Here is a 19,126-nt window from a genome sequence, read left to right as displayed (position 1 = left end):
TTATGAGTTCATCCTTTCTGCAATCAAATGCTTCACCGGCAGCTTAATCGTAAATATGACGCCTTTTGGCTTGTTGTGAAAGGAAATGTCTCCGTGAAGTTCAGTTACGATTTCCTTCACGTAAGTAAGCCCGATGCCCGTTGAAGGTGTGCCGAATTCATCGTATTTGGACGTAAATCCGGGATCATAAACGACCTCTCCGATTTTTTCCGGAATGCCGGGACCGTCATCTTCCGCCTCAAATTCGGCCATCTCCCACTCCGCCCTGCGCAGCGCGAGGCGGATCTCACCCCTGTCACCCATGGCTTCGACGGCATTGGCGGTCAGATTATTTAAGATCGACAAGACGGTAAAGACGTGATAATCGGGATGTTCTCCTTCAATCACGCTCCGGAATTGAATGTCCTTGCCTAAAGATTCGGCGTATTTTTCATTGATTCGGATGACGATGCCGACCAGAGCGGCGGCATTCATGTAATCCCGGAATCTCTCATTGGAAATCAGCTTCGACAGGCCGGAGAATATTCGCTGATTGTCTTTTTTCACTTCATGAATTTCTCCCGCAAGGCGCAGCATTCGGCTCCCGAGCTCCCGGTCGTTCCCGCTCATTTCCCGATACAGCTGATAGGATTCTTTCGTCACATGCTCCGTCGTTTTCAGCGTTTTTTTCAAATGAATCGTTTCTTCATATAAGTTAGACACAATCATCAGCATGTGCTCATGCTGCTTTCTCGTTTGTTTTTCCCTGACCTGAGATTCGTGCAGCTTCATCACGTTGAAAAAACTCAGCACAATAAATGTGTGAGAAACAGCGATAACCGCAATATCCGCCAGCTTGTCCGGCATCATAATCTGCCGGCCGCCGGAAAACTGAACCGTCATTTCAACGGCATCGGACGCAATTTCAATGAGAAAACCGAGAAACCCGATCATCAGCGGCCGATCCCAAAAAAGCCTGACCTTCAGCACATAAAACAAGCAGGCATATGTAAAGTAAAAAAAGAAACTGGGATATTGGCTGAAAAAAGCCTCCGTAAAGCCGGCATGCTCTCCTCCCCAGCACGCCAGGCCGATCCGGAATGCCACAACGGCTGCACCTGTCAACAGCCCTGACAATACTGCCGGCACATGCCGAAGCAGCAGCAGAAAAAAGAAAAAAGCCGGGGCGCCAAAGCTGATCCGATATACCTCATTCAGGGGGTAAAATTTCAGTTCCCCCGCCAGCGGCACGGTGATCAGCATAAGGGCGAAAAGATAGCCGTCTTTTTTCAGTAAATAGTCGAGCCTGATCATAATCACTTCCTTCTTCTGTCTATTTTGAACAAGACCGATACAGTCCGCAAATTTCTTTAGACCCGAATGGCGGGACACTCCGGCTGATTTATAAATCTATCGGCTTATTTTAAGAATGATTTTGTCGTATTTTGTATGATTCTGTAGATGTCATTATACATTAACATGGAACACGCTATTTTTGAAAACGTTTTCCAAGACCGGGTTCCGCTTCGGACAGGCTTGCAATAGAGGAGGAATGTTATGAAAGATACGGTAAGAGAGCGCCTTGAAAAAGAGGAACTGGCTTCACTTTTACAAGATTGGGTCGAGCATTACCGACCGTTTTCCGTCAATGGAAAAAGCGCAAATTATATACCCGCCCTCGGAGAAATCAACGACTCTCAGCTGGGCATTTGCATATTAGAGCCGGATGGCTCAATGATTCATGCCGGTGAATGGAATGTCCCGTTCACATTGCAGAGCATCTCAAAAGTCATCAGCTTTATTGCCGCCTGCATGAACAGAGGCATTTCTTACGTGCTGGATCGTGTGGACGTGGAGCCGACGGGTGATGCGTTTAATTCTATCATCCGGCTTGAAATCCATAAACCCGGGAAGCCCTTCAACCCGATGATCAATGCCGGCGCCATTACCGTCGCCTCGCTGCTTCCGGGTGAAACGGCGCATGATAAATTAGAATATCTCTTTTCCGTTTTTGAAAAATTAATAGGAAAACGGCCTCACATTCACGAGGAGGTCTTCCGTTCTGAATGGCAGACCGCGCATCGGAACAGAGCGCTCGCCTACTATTTAAAAGAAACGAACTTTCTCGAGGCGGATGTGGAAGAAACGCTTGAAGTGTATTTAAAGCAGTGCGCCATGGAGGGTACAACCGAGGACATCGCTTTAATCGGATTGATACTTGCGCATGACGGCTACCATCCGATCCGACGGGAACAGGTCATTCCGAAAGATGTCGCGAAACTGGCCAAAGCCCTGATGCTGACATGCGGGATGTACAATGCGTCAGGCAAATATGCGGCTTTCGTCGGCGTCCCGGCCAAAAGCGGGGTATCTGGCGGCATTATGGCATTGGTTCCCCCAAGCGCCAGAAGAGAACAGCCTTTTCATAACGGCTGCGGCATCGGCATTTACGGTCCGGCCATTGATGAATACGGCAACAGCCTGACCGGCGGCATGCTGCTGAAACATATCGCACAGGAGTGGGAGCTCAGTATTTTTTAATCAAACGAACCAAGAGGTGATTGGATGCAGGAATTCCTTGAAAATGTAATCGGCTCGGCAAATGATTTTTTATGGTCAAAACTGTTAATCGTACTGCTTCTTTCTCTGGGACTGTTTTTTACGTTCAGATCAAAGGGTCTGCAAGTCCGCATGCTGAAGGAAATGATCCGGGTTTTGAAGGAAGGCGCGGCCGCCCGGACAAAAAACAGCATTTCCCCGTTTCAGGCATTTTGCATCAGTATGGCGGCGCGTGTCGGAACCGGGAATATTACCGGAATTGCCATTGCGATCTCACTCGGCGGTCCGGGCGCTATTTTCTGGATGTGGATTATCGCAGTCATCGGTTCGGCTTCAAGCTTTGTTGAAAGCACGCTGGCCCAAATTTATAAAGTAAAAGATCAAAACGGATTCCGCGGGGGCCCGGCCTATTACATGGAAAAGGGCCTGAAGAAACGCTGGATGGGCGCGCTGTTCGCCGTATTAATCACACTGTCATTCGGGGTTGTTTTTAATTCCGTTCAATCCAATACGATCAGTGTCGCCTTTCAAAACGCATTCGGCACCAGCCGGCTTACATTGGGCATTATTTTAATCTTGGTTTTCGGCGGCGTAATCTTCGGCGGCGTCAAACGGATTGCGAAAATGGCGGAATACATCGTAGTCGTCTTGGCCGTTTTATATATCGGTGTCGCTTTCTTTGTCATTCTGACGAACATCACCCAATTGCCCGGCGTTCTGTCGCTAATCGTAAAAAATGCGTTCGGCATTGATCAGGCAGCGGGCGGCGCTTTAGGTGCGGCCTTGATGCAAGGTGTAAGACGCGGGATTTTCTCAAATGAAGCGGGTATGGGAAGCGCTCCAAACGCGGCGGCGACAGCTACGACGAGCCACCCGGTGAAACAGGGGCTCATTCAGGCATTCGGCGTCCTGACGGATACGCTCGTCATTTGCACAAGCACGGCGCTTATCATTTTATTTTCAGACGCGTATCACCAGCCGGGACTGAGCGGCATCGCGCTTTCTCAGGCCGCCTTGAGCGATCATGTCGGCGCGTGGGCGTCAGGTTTCCTTGCCGTCTTAATGCTTTTGTTCGGCTTCAGCGCTCTGATGGGCAACTACTATTACGGAGAAACCAATATCGGATTTTTAAGCCAGAACAAAAAATGGCTGTTCATTTACCGCATCTGCGTGCTCGGAATGGTACTGTTCGGCTGTATTTCCAAAGTCCAGCTTGTGTGGGATATGGCTGACTTGTTCATGGGCTTAATGGTGGTCGTGAACTTAATCGCGATTTTCCTTCTGTCGAAAAAAGCGTTTGCCGCTTTGAGCGATTATGTCCGGCAAAAGAAAGCCGGAAAGGACCCCGTCTTTTACAGAGATGTGCTCCCTGATGATGACGGGATCGACTGCTGGGAGTATTCAGACATCGCGAAAAATGCGAAAGGCAAACACATTTCCTAAACAAAAGGTGTTCGGGCAGCGTCCTGAACACCTTTTTTCTGCCGGTTCATTGACAAAGAGAATAGCGTCCATTACCCTTTTTATATATTTTCAGTAAAGTCAGAAAGGAAGGCCTATGAATCCCATTACACAAATATTAAATGAATACCCGGTTATGATCATAGACGGCGCGATGGCAACCGAGCTTGAGCGGATGGGCTGTGATTTACATGACGATCTGTGGTCGGCCAAAATTCTTTTGGAGAGGCCGGAACTGATCAAACAGGTGCATGCAGAATATTTTGCCGCCGGCGCTGATTGCGCGATCACCGCCAGTTATCAATCGACAATCGAAGGATTTGCAGCGCGCGGCATCCCGGAAACCGATGCGATACGTCTCATTCAGACATCTGTTGAACTTGCCGCACAAGCACGCGATGAATTTTGGGCGCATGAAGAAAACCGTTTACACCGGCCCAAACCTTTGGTCGCCGCTTCTATCGGACCTTACGGCGCGAGCCTCGCTGACGGCTCCGAATATCGCGGGCATTACGGACTGACGGAGGATGAGCTGATCAGCTTCCACCGCCCCCGGATGAAAGCCCTCATAGAATCCGGCGCCGATCTTTTGGCCTGTGAGACCATTCCGTGCCTGTCAGAAGCAAAAGCGATCACAAGGCTGCTGGAGGAATTCCCCGGCACTTATGCATGGATCAGCTTCAGCGCCAAAGACGGACGGCATATCAGCGAAGGCACGCCTATTTCCGAATGCGCGGCTCTGCTCGGCTCCTGCAGCCAAATCGCAGCGATCGGCATCAACTGCACACCGATCGAACATATTCCGCAGCTGGTACAAGAAATCAAACGGGCAACGTCCAAACCGATTATCGCCTATCCGAACTCCGGCGAACAATATGACCCAGTGACAAAAACCTGGAAAGGCGCAGCGTGCGAAAACCATTTCGGAAAAAGCGCGCAAAGCTGGTACGAAAACGGCGTGAGCCTGATCGGAGGCTGCTGCCGGACGAAACCTGCGGACATTCAGGCCATTGCCGATTGGGCCAAGACCTTAAAAACAACTTGACTAATCGGAATAGTTTGTATATTCTATTCAAAAAGCCGGTTCGCCGGAATCTCGTGCCGTTCGCCGGCATGAGATTTTTTATTAGGACGGCCCTCGCAGAAAGTTGGAAAACAATGAACAACAAGAACGAGACGAATTTTCAGAGAAGTATGAAAAGCAGACACCTCTTTATGCTATCACTCGGAGGTGTGATCGGAACGGGGCTGTTTTTAAGCTCTGGGTATACCATTCATCAGGCGGGTCCGGCGGGCACCATTTTCGCTTACCTTTTGGGAGCGGGCATTGTCTATCTTGTCATGCTTTGCCTCGGTGAACTGTCAGTGGCCATGCCGGTGACGGGCGCATTCCACACCTATGCGAAGACCTATATCGGGCCGGCGACAGGCTTTACGGTCGCATGGCTGTACTGGCTGACGTGGGCGGTGGCGCTGGGCTCTGAATTCACGGCGGCCGGGCTTTTCATGCAGCGTTGGTTCCCGCATACTTCGGTTTGGATGTGGAGTGCGGTATTCGCTCTTCTCATCTTTTTATTAAACGCCTTCTCCGTGAAATTTTTTGCTGAATCGGAGTTTTGGTTCTCAAGCATTAAAGTCTTAGCCATCTTACTGTTTATTTTATTGGGCGGAGCGGCGATGTTCGGCATCGTCCCGATGAAAAGCGGTGAGGCCGCACCTATGCTGTCGAACTTTACGGATGGCGGCAGCCTTTTTCCAAATGGCTTTTTCCCGATACTGATGACGATGCTTTCAGTAAACTTTGCTTTTTCAGGGACGGAATTGATCGGAATCGCCGCAGGAGAAAGCGCCGATCCGGAAAAAACCGTTCCGCGCGCCATTAAGACCACAGTCTGGCGGCTGGCGCTTTTCTTTATCGGAACGATTTTTGTGCTGTCAGGGATGATCTCCATCAAGGAAGCCGGTGTGATTGAAAGCCCGTTTGTCACGGTATTTGACAGAGTCGGCGTGCCTTATGCGGCCGATCTGATGAATTTCGTCATTTTAACGGCGCTTCTGTCTGCGGCCAATTCAGGGCTGTACGCGTCATCACGTATGCTGTGGTCCCTGTCTAAAGAAGGGGAGCTTCATCCCGCCTTTGCCAGGCTGACCTCTAAAGGCATTCCTTTTAACGCTCTGATCTTCAGTATGATCGGCGGCATTCTGTCGTTGTTGTCAAGCGTATTTGCAGCGGATACAGTCTATCTTGTTCTCGTCTCCGTCTCAGGATTTGCGGTAGTGGCTGTGTGGATGAGCATCGCCGCATCGCAATTTTTGTTCCGAAGACGGTTTCTTACAGACGGGCACCAGCTTTCAGACTTGAAATACAGGACACCGGGATATCCGGCCGTACCGATAGCGGCCTTTCTCCTGTGCCTCGCCTCCTGTATCGGCATCGCTTTTGATCCGAACCAGGCCATCGCCCTTTATTGCGGGATTGCATTTATGGCCGTTTGCTACACCGCTTATTACTTGAAAAACCGGAAAAGCAGAGCCCGCGTGCAAGCCGTAAAATCCCAATAACCGAAAAAAGAACCCTGCAGCGCAAGGGTTCTTTTTTCATTTATACTTCAACCACCCATCTGAACGAATCCCGCACCTTCCCGACTTGGATGCCGGCAATCGTTTCATAGAGCCTTTCTGACACTTCACCGATCAAACCGTTATTCAGCTCAATCGTTTCTCCGTGAATGTGCAGCGCGCCGACCGGCGAGATGACGGCCGCGGTTCCCGTACCGAATACCTCTGACACCTCGCCTCTCATCGCAGCCTCATAGATGTCATCAATGGCGACCTGTTCTTCCCTGACGCGGATGCCCCAGCTTTTTAACAGCTCTATCACAGATGCGCGGGTGATGCCCCCGAGAATGCTTCCGTTTAATGACGGCGTTACGGCCTCTCCGTTTATGATGAAAAAGATATTCATACTCCCTACCTCTTCGGCATATTTCTTTTCCACCCCGTCGAGCCAAAGCACCTGATCATACCCCAGTTCTTCGGCTTTCCGCTGAGCCTGTAAGCTGGCCGCATAATTTCCGGACGTTTTGACGTCGCCCACTCCGCCGGTGACGGCACGCACATACTCATCCTCCACATAAATCCGGATCGGTTTCAGCTGATCGCCGTAGTACGAACCGACAGGCGTCAGAACAACCATGAACTTGTAACGCTTTGAAGGCCGGACGCCTAAAGAAGGCTCAGTCGCAATTACAAACGGCCGGATATATAAAGAGGTTCCTTTTTCTATCGGTATCCATTCCTGCTCCAGCTCCACCAATTGTATCAATGCTTCCAGCGCCAGCTTCTCGTCAAGAGGCGGCATGCTCATCCGCCGTAACGATTTATTCAGCCGTTTTATATTTTGGTCAGGACGGAACATCAACACCCGGCCGTCTTCTGACCTGTAAGCCTTCAGCCCTTCAAATACGGCCTGCCCGTAATGGAAAACCGATGCGGACGGATCCAGATGGACCGGTTCATAAGGGGTGATTCTCGGATCATGCCACCCTCTCTCCTCTTCGTAATCCATGACAAACATGTAATCTGTGAAGTACTTGCCAAATCCCAATGAAGCGGAATCCGGTTTTTCTTTTCTTGCTGTGACCTTACGTCTTTCAATCAGTTGATTCAACAAAAGCACACCTTTCTTCTAATTGTTTAAATTTTCAGTCTTTTATAAGCTGCCTGTTTTCTCTGCCTGAATCGTGTATGCACAGATATATGAGGATGCAGTTGACCGTATCATATCAAATATACCACTTATAAGAAAATAATTATCAAAATTTTTGATATTTTCAAGCGAAATTCTAACTTTATTTTATTCTGCTTCATTTTTTCCAATGAGGACTTTCTGTCATATTAAATGATTGCGCTTACATAATGTAAAACAATCCTTCCTTTCGCACAGTCAATAATGTGACAAATTTATGGCGGATAGGAAGGTGGTTGCCGCCTGCTTCACGAATTACGTATGAAATGCGCAAGTAAAAGGGGGATTCGCTTGAAAAAATTTATCGCATTCCAGATTTTGATCGCTTTAGCCATCGGAGCATTGATCGGCCATTTCTTCCCGGATTTCGGGATGGCGCTGCGGCCCGTCGGAGACGGATTTATCCGCCTGATTAAAATGATTGTCGTGCCGATCGTGTTTTCAACCATTGTCATCGGAGCCGCCGGCAGCGGCAGTATGAAAAAAATGGGCAGTCTCGGCATCAAAACGATTATTTGGTTCGAAGTGATTACGACGCTTGTTCTGGCGCTCGGTCTGTTATTGGCGAACGTGCTGAAGCCGGGAGTCGGACTTAACCTTTCTCATCTTGCTAAAAAAGACATTCACGAGCTTTCCGGCTATACGGAAAAAGTAGTCGACCTGAAACAAATGCTTCTTGATATTATCCCCGTTAATATCATTGACGTTATGGCGAAAAACGATCTTCTCGCCGTCATTTTTTTCGCGATTTTATTCGGTGTTGCCGCAGCCGGCATCGGCAAAGCCTCCGCACCTGTCATGAGTTTCTTCGAATCCACGGCAAATATTATGTTCAAGCTGACGCAGATGGTGATGGTCACCGCTCCGATCGGCGTTCTCGCCCTTATGGCCGCCTCCGTCGGGCAATTCGGAATCGCGCTTTTGCTTCCGATGCTGAAGCTGATCGGCACTGTGTTCCTCGGGCTGTTCCTGATACTCTTCGTTCTGTTTCCGATCGTGGGGCTTATCTTTAAAATCAAGTACTTTGAAGTGCTGAAAATGATTTGGGATCTGTTTTTGATCGCTTTCTCCACGACAAGCACAGAAACCATTCTGCCTCAGCTGATGGATCGGATGGAGAAATACGGCTGTCCGAAGCGGGTCGTCTCCTTTGTGGTTCCGTCAGGTTTATCGCTGAACTGTGACGGCTCAAGCCTCTATTTATCGGTGTCCTGTATTTTTCTGGCGCAGGCGTTTCATGTGGAGATGCCGCTTTCTCAGCAGCTTCTGATGATGCTTGTGCTCGTCATGACAAGCAAAGGCATTGCCGCCGTCCCGTCAGGCTCCCTCGTCGTGCTTCTGGCGACAGCCAATGCCGTCGGTCTCCCCGCGGAAGGTGTCGCCATCATTGCCGGTGTCGACCGCGTCATGGACATGGCGAGAACCGGCGTCAACGTGCCCGGCCATGCGGTCGCCTGCATCGTCGTGTCCAAGTGGGAAAAAGCATTTAAATATAAAGGACCCGTCACGGCAGACCAGACTGCCCGGACAGAAAGTATATAAACACAAAAAAGACCACCTCATTGGTGGTCTTTTCTATTAATCAATCGCCGCATGATCCTCTTTTTCAATCAAAGCAAGGCGTTCATTGATTTCTTCCTGAGTCATTTCGTGCTCTTTCACATACATGTTGCGTTCGTTCGTACGGCATTCGTGACTGCAGCTGCGCATGTATTTGTATTCATTCTCAGGTGTGCAGATCATTTTTTTATTACATGCCGGATTTGCGCAGTTCACATAACGCTCGCACGGCTCGCCCGTGAAATAATCTTTTCCGATGATAACGTGCTCTACGCGGTTGACCGGTACGCTGATTCTTTCGTCAAACACGTAGCACTGTCCGTCCCACAGCTGCCCTTTCACTTCAGGATCTTTACCGTAAGTGACGATACCGCCGTCAAGCTGGGACACGTCTTCAAAGCCCTTCTTCAGCAGCCAGCCGGAAAATTTTTCACAGCGTACGCCGCCTGTGCAGTACGTGAGAATTTTTTTACCTTCAAGCATGTCTTTGTGCTCTTCAATCCAGTCCGGCAGCTCACGGAACGCCTCAATATCAGGTCTGACCGCTCCGCGGAAATGACCGAGGTCATACTCATAGTCGTTTCTGGCGTCGATCACGATCGTGTCAGGATCCTGCATTTGCTCATAAAAGTCTTTCGGTTTCAAATGCTTGCCCGTCGTGACATTCGGATCAACATCATCTTCGAGACGAAGCGTCACCAATTCTTTTTTATGGCGCACAAACATTTTGCGGAATGCATGTCCGTCAGCCTCGTCAATTTTGATCGGCATGTCAGCAAAGCGCGGATCAGCTTTCAGCGCATTCATGTATTGTTCCGTCTGTTCAACCGTTCCGGACACCGTACCGTTAATGCCTTCCTCAGAAATCAAAATACGGCCTAACAGACCGAGCTCCTTACAAAACTTCAAATGCTGAGCCGTGAACTCTTCAGGCTCATCAATCTTTACATATTTATAATAAAGTAAAACTCTATATTGTTTTTCCATGATTTATACACCCTGTTCAATTAAATTAATGATCGCACACTCTACTATATCATACAGGAAAACGGGCGAAAGATGAACATTTCCGTCCGGACTCTTTCTTCCAGTCACGCTTCGCCTTTTAAAACCTGCTGAAAATAAAACCGATACGTGTTGCGCAAAAAGGTCTCAAGCGAAAGGCCGGCCGAGGTCTGATACTTGCCGATAATAAACGGAAAACGGTCACGGCCTTTTGCCCGCAGAAGATCGGCGCTGTCTTCAGCCAGTTCTGAGATGAGCTCCTCAACGACAGGCCGGCATGCGTCCCGCACGGCTTCAAGAATTTGCTGATCCCCTGTATGCTGGTACTGCTCTATCAGCTTTGCCAAATCCTTTTCTTTCATAATGTTCACTTCCTTACACCATATAAAAAAGAGGAGCAGCTTTTATAAAGCGGACGCCTCCTCCTGTGACTCCGCATAACCGATGATCTGACCGACCTGTAATTCACGGCCTTCAGTCAGGTTATCCGAAGGGGTAAACATATCTTTCTCGAATACTAAAATAACGGTCGATCCAAATGAAAAATAGCCCAGCTCTTCCCCCGTCTCAAGCCTGTTTCCGGTGTTTGTCTGAACGATCGAGTTAATATTCATCGCACCTACCGGAATCATCAGCATCTGCTGGTCAGCACGGGTCAGCTCGTACACATAACGGTAATTTTTTGAGAGCACATCTTTCCCGTACTTCAATCCCATCGTATTAACGGGATAGGAGCGTTTCCCCAACTCGGCCAGCTTCTGATACGTGCAGCTGACGGGAGAATGGAAGCGGTGGTAATGTCTCGGGCTCAGATAAAGCACGGCAAAACGGCCGCCGTTGTATTTGTGATCGGCGTTTTTAAACCCCGTCAGTTCAGCAAACGAATAATCCTTCCCTTTTACCATGAAGGTTTGATTCGGATTAATCATGCCCACCGTCTGAACGACGCCGTCCACAGGACTGACGATGGCGTTCTTCTCTTTTGCCACGGGGCGGAGATTCAAATTAATATCACGAATGAAAAATGACGCCAGTGAATCAAAGTCAGAAGCCGTACGTTCCGTTTCATTCCAGTTGATGCGATAGTGTTTGGAAAACAGCGGAATCATCGGCTTGCTCAGTTTCGATTCACAGAAGTTTTTAATGAGATAAGACGTCAATCGATTATTAGTCAGTTCAATCAATGAACGGTAAAGAACTTTAGCGGCAGTATTAAACATTGATTACTCCTATGAATTTTCCTATAGTAATAAAAATAAAACACCATAAAAACGCTCCGATGGCGGCGAAGCATAAGTAGGTTTTGAATTCCATTCTGCCGATTCCGGAAAAGTAGCAGGTCACGTGTCTGATGCCAGGGATGAAATAACCTAAAATAATGGTGTACGGCCCGTACTTCTTCATCCACCTGTCTACTTTCTCCATCCTCTTTTCCTTCAGGCCGACCCATTTTCCGAACTTATTAATAAACGGCCGGCCGGCTTTTCTGCCGATGAAGTAGCTGATAATCATCCCAAGGAGCGCTCCGATAAAGCTGATCAGAATGGAGAGCCCGTAATTCAGCACGTTTAAATGAGCGAAGTAGCCCACAAGCGTCATCATGACTTCATCCGGAATAGGCAATCCGATAATACCGAGTGTCAGCATAAGAAAAATCGCGATATATCCGTAATCGGATATTAATTGCTGAACTAATTCCATCTTCTGCTCTCCAGGTTTTCAGGCGCCTGTTTTTTAAAGTGCGGAAATTTAATGTTGCTGACCATTAAATAACCGAGCGCGATCGTTCCCGCCCCCAGAAGAAAAGCGTTATTGATAAAGCTCAAAATGACAAGACACATACCCGCAAACGGAATCGGCATCCCGATAAACGTCGGCAGCTTGCTTTGTTCAATATTAAATCTGGAAAGACGGATCATCCCGCAGATACTGTAGGAAAGCGCGATTAAAATTCCGATGAACGGAATCGTATATAGTGAAACACTGTAAGCGAGCATGGACGGCGCTACGCCGAACGTCACGAGATCCGCAAAAGAGTCAAGCTCCCTTCCCATCTCCGATACCGCGTTCAGCTTACGGGCGGCCAAACCGTCAAAGAAATCAAGAAACATCCCGGTGAAAATAAAGATCACCGCAGAGTATATATTATGATACAAAAGGGAATGAATCGATAAGAGCCCGCAAATGAAATTTCCAATTGTAATCATACTAGGTATATAATTCACAGTTTACACAAACCTCCAATTAAAACCATATCAAATCGGACTGCGTATGCATAAAGACCCCATTTTACGGAAACATAAAATGAAATACTTTCAATGCTATCATTCAAATTCTTTTATTATACAGCATTTGGTGTTATTTGAACAATCTAATCAGGTGATTTTTGTTTTTTCGCCGTTCATATTAAGGTAAGCAATCATGGTTTCCTCTATTCCGGATTACCCTGCTTAAATATTCCATGCTGCGATCCGGATTGTCCGTTCTTGATGAATGAAAAGCCGTATGATGTATTGTTATTTCCTTCTCCGTGAAATGAGAACATTACATATAACGATTGCGGACATAAAAAGTTTCAAGAATTAAAAAGCCGGCACAAAACGGCCTCATACATTATCTCACAACCCCGTTTTCCAGTATATAGTCTGTCCAAACAAAAAAGGCGCCTTACCATTACGGTAAAAACGCCTTTTAAGATCATTTTATGTAATTGATAAATGACTGAGTGCTTCAGCCGCTCTTTCTCTGGCCTCTTCAACGGTCTCAGCTGCAGAAAGCGCAACCGCCATACGGCGTCCTACTTTCGTGACGGGTTTACCGAATACGCGGACCTGAGTGCTTTTTACCGCCAAAGCCTTTTCCACACCTTCAACCGCATAATCAGCAAGCTCTTTTGGCGCCTTCAGCGGACGGCTTGCCCCCGGCGACAGCTGAGTGATTTCCGGAATCGGGAATCCCAATACCGCGCGGACATGCAGCGCAAACTCTGACAAATTTTGCGTCACAAGCGTAACGAGTCCCGTATCGTGCGGACGGGGAGACACCTCGCTGAAATATACTTTATCTTCAGTAAGGAAAAGCTCCACCCCGAACAAACCGTATCCGCCGAGCTCGTCCGTTATGCTTTTCGCAATGTGTTTCGCCTCTTTGATCTGCTGTTCCGTCATATGATGAGGCTGCCATGATTCAATATAGTCACCGTCTTTTTGTTCATGTCCGATCGGCGCGCAAAAGGACGTACCGTTCGCCGCGCGCACTGTCAGAAGCGTGATTTCTGATTCAAACGGAATGAATTCCTCAACGATGACCCGGCCGTTTTTCACCCGGCCGCCTTCCATCGCCATGTCCCAGCAGCTTTTCAGCCCGGAAGCCGAGCGGCACACGCTTTGCCCTTTTCCGGAAGAGCTCATCAGCGGTTTTACCACGCACGGAAAGCCGATTGTTTCCGCCGCTTCTTTAAATTCTTCATATGTATTCGCGAATTCATAGCCGGCAGTCGGAAGATGAAGCGTCTCTGCCGCAAGCCGTCTGATGCCTTCACGGTCCATCGTCAGCTTTGCCGCACGCGCATTCGGAATGACGTGAAAACCTTCTTCCTCAAGCTTCAGCAGCTCATCCGTCGCAATGGCTTCCACTTCCGGCACGATCAAGTCCGGTTTTTCTTTCTCAATGACTTCTCTGACCTGCGCTTTATCAAGCATATCAATCACATAGCTTTTGTGCGCGGCCTGCATGGCGGGAGCATGCTCATAGCTGTCAACGGCTACAGTGACAACCCCGAGCCGCTGCGCTTCAATGACGACTTCTTTCCCCAGCTCGCCTGATCCTAATAACAACATCTTCTTCGCCTGATACATGTCTTTTGGCCCCTCCCTTTCTATCCCCCACTCATTATAACGGAAATATTCAAAAAATAAAGACAAGATAGATGACAAGCTCTATCCTGTCTTTTGCGCTGATTCGAGCGATTCAATCGCAGCTGACACGTCCTTCTCGCGATATCGTCCCATTAAGCATAACGATTCTTCCGCCCGGCAGGCGTGAGAAGCAATACAGCGCTTGGCTTCCTCATGATTGTCAAGGATGCCGAGATCACAGAGGCTGACAGGGAAACCGAGCCGGCGGTAAAACGGAAGCAGCTCCTCAATCTCAGGTCTCCGATTCTCAAGCGCGAGCTGCACCAATATGCCGTAAGCAACCTTCTGGCCATGCAGCACCTGATGTGTCTCCTGAAGAAAACTGAGTCCGTTGTGGACCGCATGCGCCCCTGCCATCCTGCACAAACGGCCGCCATACCCGCCGACCGTTCCCGCAAGCATAATGATCGTTTCCGCCGTATGGATAAACGGCACGGACAGCTCGCCTTTCTCCATGCTTCCGACGGCCGCTTCACTGTAACGCAATAACAGATTACGGATATATTCCGCCTGTCTCAGCCCCGCCTGCGCCATCAGCGGCGCCGCCTCCTCCGTATTTCTGATGACCGCCTCGGCCTCATACCATTTCGCCAGCGTATCACCGATCCCGCTTTTCATATATTCAATGGGAGAGGAAAGCAAAAACAGCGGATCAACAAGCGTCAAATAGCTTGAACGCTTATGATAATCAACTCTGATAAAATTGCCGCTCTCATCATATATGACACTCAATGGTGTACTTGCCGCACACGTCCCCGCAATGGAAGGAACCATCACAGCCTCTATATCAAGCCGGTCTGCTGCCGCTTTTGCCAAATCCAAAATCGTGCCGCCTCCGATACCGATGATCACATCCGCGTCTTCCGCCTGCTCACAGACCTTACGCACCCCCTCAGGTGAACAGTATCCTTTATGCTGAATCACATCCCAGGAAGAACCGCCGCTGTAATCGGAGAACGCCTGATAGGATTTGATTCCGGTCACAATAACGGGTTTTCTGAATGTCTCCAGCAGCCCCGGAAGTTCTTTTGCGATTCCTTCCTTGCATATGTACTGATTCGGGCCGCTTCGGACGATATCTTCAGGCTTCATTCGAATCTCTCCTTTGGCTGGAATTTATATATATTTTCCCACTTGTCAGAAAATACATCAACCGGAGGTGCGTCAGCGCTTCGCTTCTTCCGCCTCCAAAAACAGCTCATCAAGCCGCTCCAAAGCCTCTGCCTTTTCAAAACTGCTGAACCACAGATCATCATAGGAATCAAGGATGCGGTAATGGTGGGAAATCAAATGCTGCTGCAAGCGGAACTCGCCTTTTTTCTCGATAGCTTTCCACCACACCTTGCCGCCCATCGTCTTCCCCTTCGGCCTGTCAATTGTGCGGTGAGCAACCGTTTCAATGACCTCCAGCGGATCATCTCCTAATACGGATTGCAGTGTTTCACTTGATCTGAAAAGCGCGCAAACCGCCACAACGTGCGGCCATTCCGCAAGCGCCCGCCCTTTCTCAATCTGCACCAGCGACTTTTTAGAAAGGCCGATCACATCCGCCATTTTCTCCTGTGTGTAGCCTCTCTCCGACCGGATTTTCTTCAGCTGGACTGAGACAAGCTCAGTCATATAATCTTGATCCATCTCAACCTCCATATTTATCAATATAGCCATTTTACACCGGGGCACGCCTTTTTTATATCAGAACATTTTCAAACGAATCAAAAGAACCCGGGATTGGCTTATCATTGAAGCGATGTACCTTTCCGCATAATCCAGAATGATGCGTTGAAATACAAACGTACGCCCGAAGAGACAGGTGCGGGCTCCCTGGCGGTTGAGCTCCGGAGAAAATAAAAAGCTGCCGCAGCAGCAGCAGCTAAAACTTTATAGACCGGAAAATCAGCATTATGAAGCGAATACAATCCATCTTGCACTATAATTGACACGTTTTTTCGAACCCTGATTGACCAATTTAAATCTGTATGAATCTCCTTTTTTCAACGAAGGTGTTTCAAAATAAGTCGTTCCATTTTTCTTTGCATTGGCGGTTTTGATTGTTTTCCAGGCACCTTTGCCGTTGACTTGCTTTTGGACGTATATTTTATACGTGCCCTTCCCTTTACTGTTGGATTTAAAAGTCACGGCTCTCAAGCTGTACTTTTTTGTCGTTTTAGTGAATTTAGGATGATATGTATTGATCACATAGTTAGTGAAATACCCGCTTTTATAAGTATGAAGCCAGTCTTTAGCCTCTGCTTTTTGCGGAGAAGAAAAACCCATAAAACTAATTCCGCTGATTAAAAGAGTAAAAATAATGATGAGCGACTTAAAAATCTTTTTGCTTTTCATCGAGAAAATCCTTCCTTCCTGTAACTATTTACCCTATTTATGTTAATGACAATATAGCCAATCATAAATCCGTCCAACTAACCATTTTGACTGCAGGAAGAGATGTGAACAGCCCTTAAAATGACTATATGACTACTACTTATGATTCTTGTTATTTTTGATTAAGTGATAAAGTTACTTTAAACCGCTATTCATTTGTTGTTTTTGTATCAATTGTCATAGCGAGGTCTTTTCCTATCAATGCCTCTCTTTCGGCGTTTGTGCTGCGGCTGTATGATGGGACTCTCCTTGGATAAACTCCTGCACCCATGACAAACTGTCATACGTTTGCCACCTATGAATGAACGCACACTACACCTAATGGAGGGATTGCAATGGACGAAATGGTCCTGGAAACACAACAATGGCTGAATGAGACGTACAAGGGCAGACACGGGTACAACAAGGTGCCGGAAAACGGAAAAACGGGCTGGGATACCATTTACGGTCTGACACGGGCGCTTCAAATTGAGCTTGGTATTTCAGAACCTGCCGATAACTTCGGCCCGACGACACAAAGATTGTTTAAGCCGTTGAAAAAGCAGGCTCCCGATTCTAAGCCGACAAACATGAATTACATTCTGCAAGGGGCGCTGTGGTGTAAAGGTTTTAACCCCGGCGGATTTTCAGGCGTTTTCTATGAAAATACCGAAAGCGCTGTAAAAGAGTTTCAAAAAGCGGCCGGGCTCACTAAGCAAGACGGCATCGTCACGGCACTCATTATGAAAGCCTTGCTGGATATGAGCGCTTTTCGATTAGTAGCGGGAGGCGACAAAAAAATCCGCCAAATCCAGCAGAACCTGAACCGGGATTACAATGACTACATCGGCTTGATGCCTTGTGACGGCTTATATGCCCGCGATACAAACAAGGCTCTCATTTATGCCCTGCAAAAAGAAGAAGGCATGAGCACAAGCGTCGCCAATGGATTTTTCGGGAACGGAACGACCAGCTTATGTCCTACCTTGACTCCCGGCGACTCACGGACAGGCTTTGTTTTGATTGTTCAATACGCGCTTTACTGTAATGGGAAGTCATTTGACCCCGGTGAATTCGACGGAAAATACGGCGTCGGCGTTGTATCGGCAGTGAAAGCTTTCCAAAAGTTTATGTGCCTGCCGCAGACTGGTTATGCGGACATGCCGACGATTAAAGCTTTATTATCAAGCTCAGGCGACACAACCCGTGCTGCTTCAGCTTGTGACACCGCCGCCATTTTGACGGCAGATACGGCTAAAACTTTGCGTGAGAATGGCTATAAGATCGTGGGAAGATATCTGACCGGGAATGTGCGGACAAGCAGCGGACTGACATCGAAAGCATTAACGTCAAAAGAACTCTCCACTATTTTCAATGCCGGCTTAAGCGTGTTTCCGATTTATCAGGACGGCGGCTATGAATCTTCTTATTTTGTAAAAGACCAAGGAACGAGAGATGCGTACAGCGCTGCATCAGCCGCCCGAAGATTAGGCTTTCCTTCAGGAACGACCATTTACTTTGCCGTCGATTTCGATGCGTATGATTATGAAGTCACAGATAAAATCATCCCTTACTTTCAAGAAATCAAGTCAGCTTTTATGAAAATGCAGGCGTTCTCAACTGCGCCGAAATATGAAATCGGGGTATACGGACCGAGAAACATTTGTATCCGGACGTCAGAAGCAGGTCTGACCAAATATAGTTTTACGGCTAACATGTCGACCGGATTCAGCGGCAACCTCGGATACCCGATGCCGAAAAACTGGGCTTTTGATCAATTTTATGAAGGAACGATCGGAAGCGGAGCGGGAAAAGTCGCCATTGACAAAGACGGATACTCCGGAAAAGACTCAGGTGTAAGCAGCGTCCATCCGCCTTCTGATCCTGTGTATGATGCAAGACTGCGCACACTGACGGATATTTTAACAACCATTCCTGCTTTAGAAAATATATCGAATCTTGCGAATGCCATGTTTGAATTCGACAAGACAGAAACCATTTATGCATCACCTGAAATGGATATTCTTTTATCTACTTCACTTTTGGCAACAGTGCCAAGCGAAGGTTCTCCCAACACAGTTACCATTACAAATGGCAAACCGGGAGCTTATATTACCGGTCTGATGGGAGATTCACAAGTCTCTTTTACAGCATCACAAATTGATTCCTATCAAAACCTGCTTAACAGTCTGAGCTTGTCAGTCCGCAACGGTTATTTAGAAGTGTATGTCAATCCGGCTGCGGGATCGCTGAATATTCAATTTAAAATTTATACACCTGATATTCCGGTCGGTGACAGTGCTACAACTGGACTAACAACTACCATTACATTTAAAATAAAACAAAAGAGCTTCAGGCTGCCGGATTCCGAAGAGGTGTACTCCCCGGATTGGGATTCTGTCGTGAATACCATGGCTATTGCAGGCGCAGGAATTATTGTTATTGTAGGGATCGGTGCTTTAGTCGTTTTAGCACCTGAATTAGGAGGAGCTGCAGCCTTGTTCAGCACGGTTTTATCACTATTTCTATAATTGAA

General features: G+C 47.9%; 17 protein-coding genes. 6 read left to right on the top strand and 11 right to left on the bottom strand.

Features of this window, described 5'->3' with window-relative positions; translation table 11 throughout:
* Window positions 1–1,293, bottom strand: coding sequence for a sensor histidine kinase (locus OQ477_RS16715; RefSeq protein WP_323054518.1), 1,293 nt, complete (start codon window positions 1,291–1,293; stop codon window positions 1–3).
* 243 nt (window positions 1,294–1,536) lie between these two features.
* On the opposite strand from OQ477_RS16715, the gene OQ477_RS16710 reads away from it, so the two are divergent.
* From OQ477_RS16710 to OQ477_RS16695, 4 genes are all read left to right on the top strand, one after another.
* Complete coding sequence (locus OQ477_RS16710) at window positions 1,537–2,520, top strand: glutaminase (RefSeq protein ID WP_265973272.1); 984 nt, start codon at window positions 1,537–1,539, stop codon at window positions 2,518–2,520.
* Between the two features lie 24 nt (window positions 2,521–2,544).
* Window positions 2,545–3,981 (top strand): alanine/glycine:cation symporter family protein, encoded by a 1,437-nt coding sequence (locus tag OQ477_RS16705; RefSeq protein ID WP_265973271.1) that lies wholly within the window; start codon window positions 2,545–2,547, stop codon window positions 3,979–3,981.
* A 115-nt stretch (window positions 3,982–4,096) separates the two neighbouring features.
* The gene (gene mmuM / locus OQ477_RS16700) at window positions 4,097–5,044 is read left to right on the top strand and encodes a homocysteine S-methyltransferase (RefSeq protein WP_265973270.1); all 948 of its coding nucleotides are present in this window, start codon (window positions 4,097–4,099) and stop codon (window positions 5,042–5,044) included.
* 113 nt (window positions 5,045–5,157) lie between these two features.
* Window positions 5,158–6,561 (top strand): amino acid permease, encoded by a 1,404-nt coding sequence (locus OQ477_RS16695; RefSeq protein WP_265973269.1) that lies wholly within the window; start codon window positions 5,158–5,160, stop codon window positions 6,559–6,561.
* A 40-nt stretch (window positions 6,562–6,601) separates the two neighbouring features.
* On the opposite strand, the gene OQ477_RS16690 is transcribed toward OQ477_RS16695, so the two are convergent.
* Window positions 6,602–7,669: a branched-chain amino acid aminotransferase gene (locus OQ477_RS16690; RefSeq protein WP_029973949.1), complete on the bottom strand. Its 1,068-nt coding sequence runs from the start codon at window positions 7,667–7,669 to the stop codon at window positions 6,602–6,604.
* Window positions 7,670–8,038: 369 nt separating this feature from the next.
* On the opposite strand from OQ477_RS16690, the gene gltP reads away from it, so the two are divergent.
* Complete coding sequence (gltP, locus tag OQ477_RS16685) at window positions 8,039–9,289, top strand: glutamate-aspartate/proton symporter GltP (RefSeq protein WP_110124493.1); 1,251 nt, start codon at window positions 8,039–8,041, stop codon at window positions 9,287–9,289.
* Between the two features lie 36 nt (window positions 9,290–9,325).
* Here the strand turns inward: gltP and OQ477_RS16680 are convergent, their stop codons facing one another.
* The 9 genes from OQ477_RS16680 to OQ477_RS16640 all read right to left on the bottom strand — a co-directional run bounded on the left by OQ477_RS16680 (window position 9,326) and on the right by OQ477_RS16640 (window position 16,572).
* Window positions 9,326–10,294: a rhodanese-related sulfurtransferase gene (locus OQ477_RS16680; protein ID WP_007609165.1), complete on the bottom strand. Its 969-nt coding sequence runs from the start codon at window positions 10,292–10,294 to the stop codon at window positions 9,326–9,328.
* Window positions 10,295–10,398: 104 nt separating this feature from the next.
* Window positions 10,399–10,674 (bottom strand): hypothetical protein, encoded by a 276-nt coding sequence (locus OQ477_RS16675; RefSeq protein WP_265973264.1) that lies wholly within the window; start codon window positions 10,672–10,674, stop codon window positions 10,399–10,401.
* A 42-nt stretch (window positions 10,675–10,716) separates the two neighbouring features.
* Window positions 10,717–11,532: a phosphatidylserine decarboxylase gene (locus OQ477_RS16670; RefSeq protein ID WP_265973262.1), complete on the bottom strand. Its 816-nt coding sequence runs from the start codon at window positions 11,530–11,532 to the stop codon at window positions 10,717–10,719.
* Window positions 11,525–12,013, bottom strand: a complete 489-nt coding sequence (locus OQ477_RS16665; protein ID WP_003156711.1) for a DedA family protein — start codon at window positions 12,011–12,013, stop codon at window positions 11,525–11,527. Before OQ477_RS16665 ends, OQ477_RS16670 begins: the two co-directional genes overlap by 8 nt.
* Window positions 12,004–12,537 (bottom strand): CDP-diacylglycerol--serine O-phosphatidyltransferase, encoded by a 534-nt coding sequence (gene pssA, locus OQ477_RS16660; protein WP_265973261.1) that lies wholly within the window; start codon window positions 12,535–12,537, stop codon window positions 12,004–12,006. The genes OQ477_RS16665 and pssA overlap by 10 nt, the downstream gene beginning before the upstream one ends.
* Before the next feature lie 477 nt (window positions 12,538–13,014).
* Window positions 13,015–14,169: a phosphoribosylglycinamide formyltransferase 2 gene (gene purT / locus OQ477_RS16655; RefSeq protein ID WP_101669936.1), complete on the bottom strand. Its 1,155-nt coding sequence runs from the start codon at window positions 14,167–14,169 to the stop codon at window positions 13,015–13,017.
* Window positions 14,170–14,250: 81 nt separating this feature from the next.
* Complete coding sequence (locus tag OQ477_RS16650; RefSeq protein ID WP_265973260.1) at window positions 14,251–15,321, bottom strand: iron-containing alcohol dehydrogenase family protein; 1,071 nt, start codon at window positions 15,319–15,321, stop codon at window positions 14,251–14,253.
* A gap of 72 nt (window positions 15,322–15,393) precedes the next feature.
* Window positions 15,394–15,864, bottom strand: coding sequence for a helix-turn-helix transcriptional regulator (locus OQ477_RS16645; RefSeq protein WP_003156718.1), 471 nt, complete (start codon window positions 15,862–15,864; stop codon window positions 15,394–15,396).
* Window positions 15,865–16,128: 264 nt separating this feature from the next.
* On the bottom strand, window positions 16,129–16,572 hold the full coding sequence (locus OQ477_RS16640; protein ID WP_265973259.1) for a hypothetical protein: 444 nt from the start codon (window positions 16,570–16,572) through the stop codon (window positions 16,129–16,131).
* Window positions 16,573–16,946: 374 nt separating this feature from the next.
* On the opposite strand from OQ477_RS16640, the gene OQ477_RS16635 reads away from it, so the two are divergent.
* Window positions 16,947–19,121: a glycoside hydrolase domain-containing protein gene (locus tag OQ477_RS16635; RefSeq protein ID WP_088461498.1), complete on the top strand. Its 2,175-nt coding sequence runs from the start codon at window positions 16,947–16,949 to the stop codon at window positions 19,119–19,121.
* Window positions 19,122–19,126: the final 5 nt, after the last annotated feature.

Source organism: Bacillus sp. ChL18, assembly GCF_026241425.1.
In the GTDB taxonomy this organism is placed as follows: domain Bacteria; phylum Bacillota; class Bacilli; order Bacillales; family Bacillaceae; genus Bacillus; species Bacillus velezensis.
This window is presented reverse-complemented; position numbering and strand designations above follow the sequence as displayed.

Excerpts from the sequence above, each read along its gene's own strand:
- OQ477_RS16715 (WP_323054518.1), bottom strand. The coding sequence starts at position 1,293 with ATGATCAGGCTCGACTATTTACTGAAAAAAGACGGCTATCTTTTCGCC.
- OQ477_RS16710 (WP_265973272.1), top strand. The coding sequence starts at position 1,537 with ATGAAAGATACGGTAAGAGAGCGCCTTGAAAAAGAGGAACTGGCTTCA.
- OQ477_RS16705 (WP_265973271.1), top strand. The coding sequence starts at position 2,545 with ATGCAGGAATTCCTTGAAAATGTAATCGGCTCGGCAAATGATTTTTTA.
- mmuM (WP_265973270.1), top strand. The coding sequence starts at position 4,097 with ATGAATCCCATTACACAAATATTAAATGAATACCCGGTTATGATCATA.
- OQ477_RS16695 (WP_265973269.1), top strand. The coding sequence starts at position 5,158 with ATGAACAACAAGAACGAGACGAATTTTCAGAGAAGTATGAAAAGCAGA.
- OQ477_RS16680 (WP_007609165.1), bottom strand. The coding sequence starts at position 10,294 with ATGGAAAAACAATATAGAGTTTTACTTTATTATAAATATGTAAAGATT.
- OQ477_RS16675 (WP_265973264.1), bottom strand. The coding sequence starts at position 10,674 with ATGAAAGAAAAGGATTTGGCAAAGCTGATAGAGCAGTACCAGCATACA.
- OQ477_RS16670 (WP_265973262.1), bottom strand. The coding sequence starts at position 11,532 with ATGTTTAATACTGCCGCTAAAGTTCTTTACCGTTCATTGATTGAACTG.
- OQ477_RS16665 (WP_003156711.1), bottom strand. The coding sequence starts at position 12,013 with ATGGAATTAGTTCAGCAATTAATATCCGATTACGGATATATCGCGATT.
- purT (WP_101669936.1), bottom strand. The coding sequence starts at position 14,169 with ATGTATCAGGCGAAGAAGATGTTGTTATTAGGATCAGGCGAGCTGGGG.
- OQ477_RS16650 (WP_265973260.1), bottom strand. The coding sequence starts at position 15,321 with ATGAAGCCTGAAGATATCGTCCGAAGCGGCCCGAATCAGTACATATGC.
- OQ477_RS16645 (WP_003156718.1), bottom strand. The coding sequence starts at position 15,864 with ATGGATCAAGATTATATGACTGAGCTTGTCTCAGTCCAGCTGAAGAAA.
- OQ477_RS16640 (WP_265973259.1), bottom strand. The coding sequence starts at position 16,572 with ATGAAAAGCAAAAAGATTTTTAAGTCGCTCATCATTATTTTTACTCTT.
- OQ477_RS16635 (WP_088461498.1), top strand. The coding sequence starts at position 16,947 with ATGGACGAAATGGTCCTGGAAACACAACAATGGCTGAATGAGACGTAC.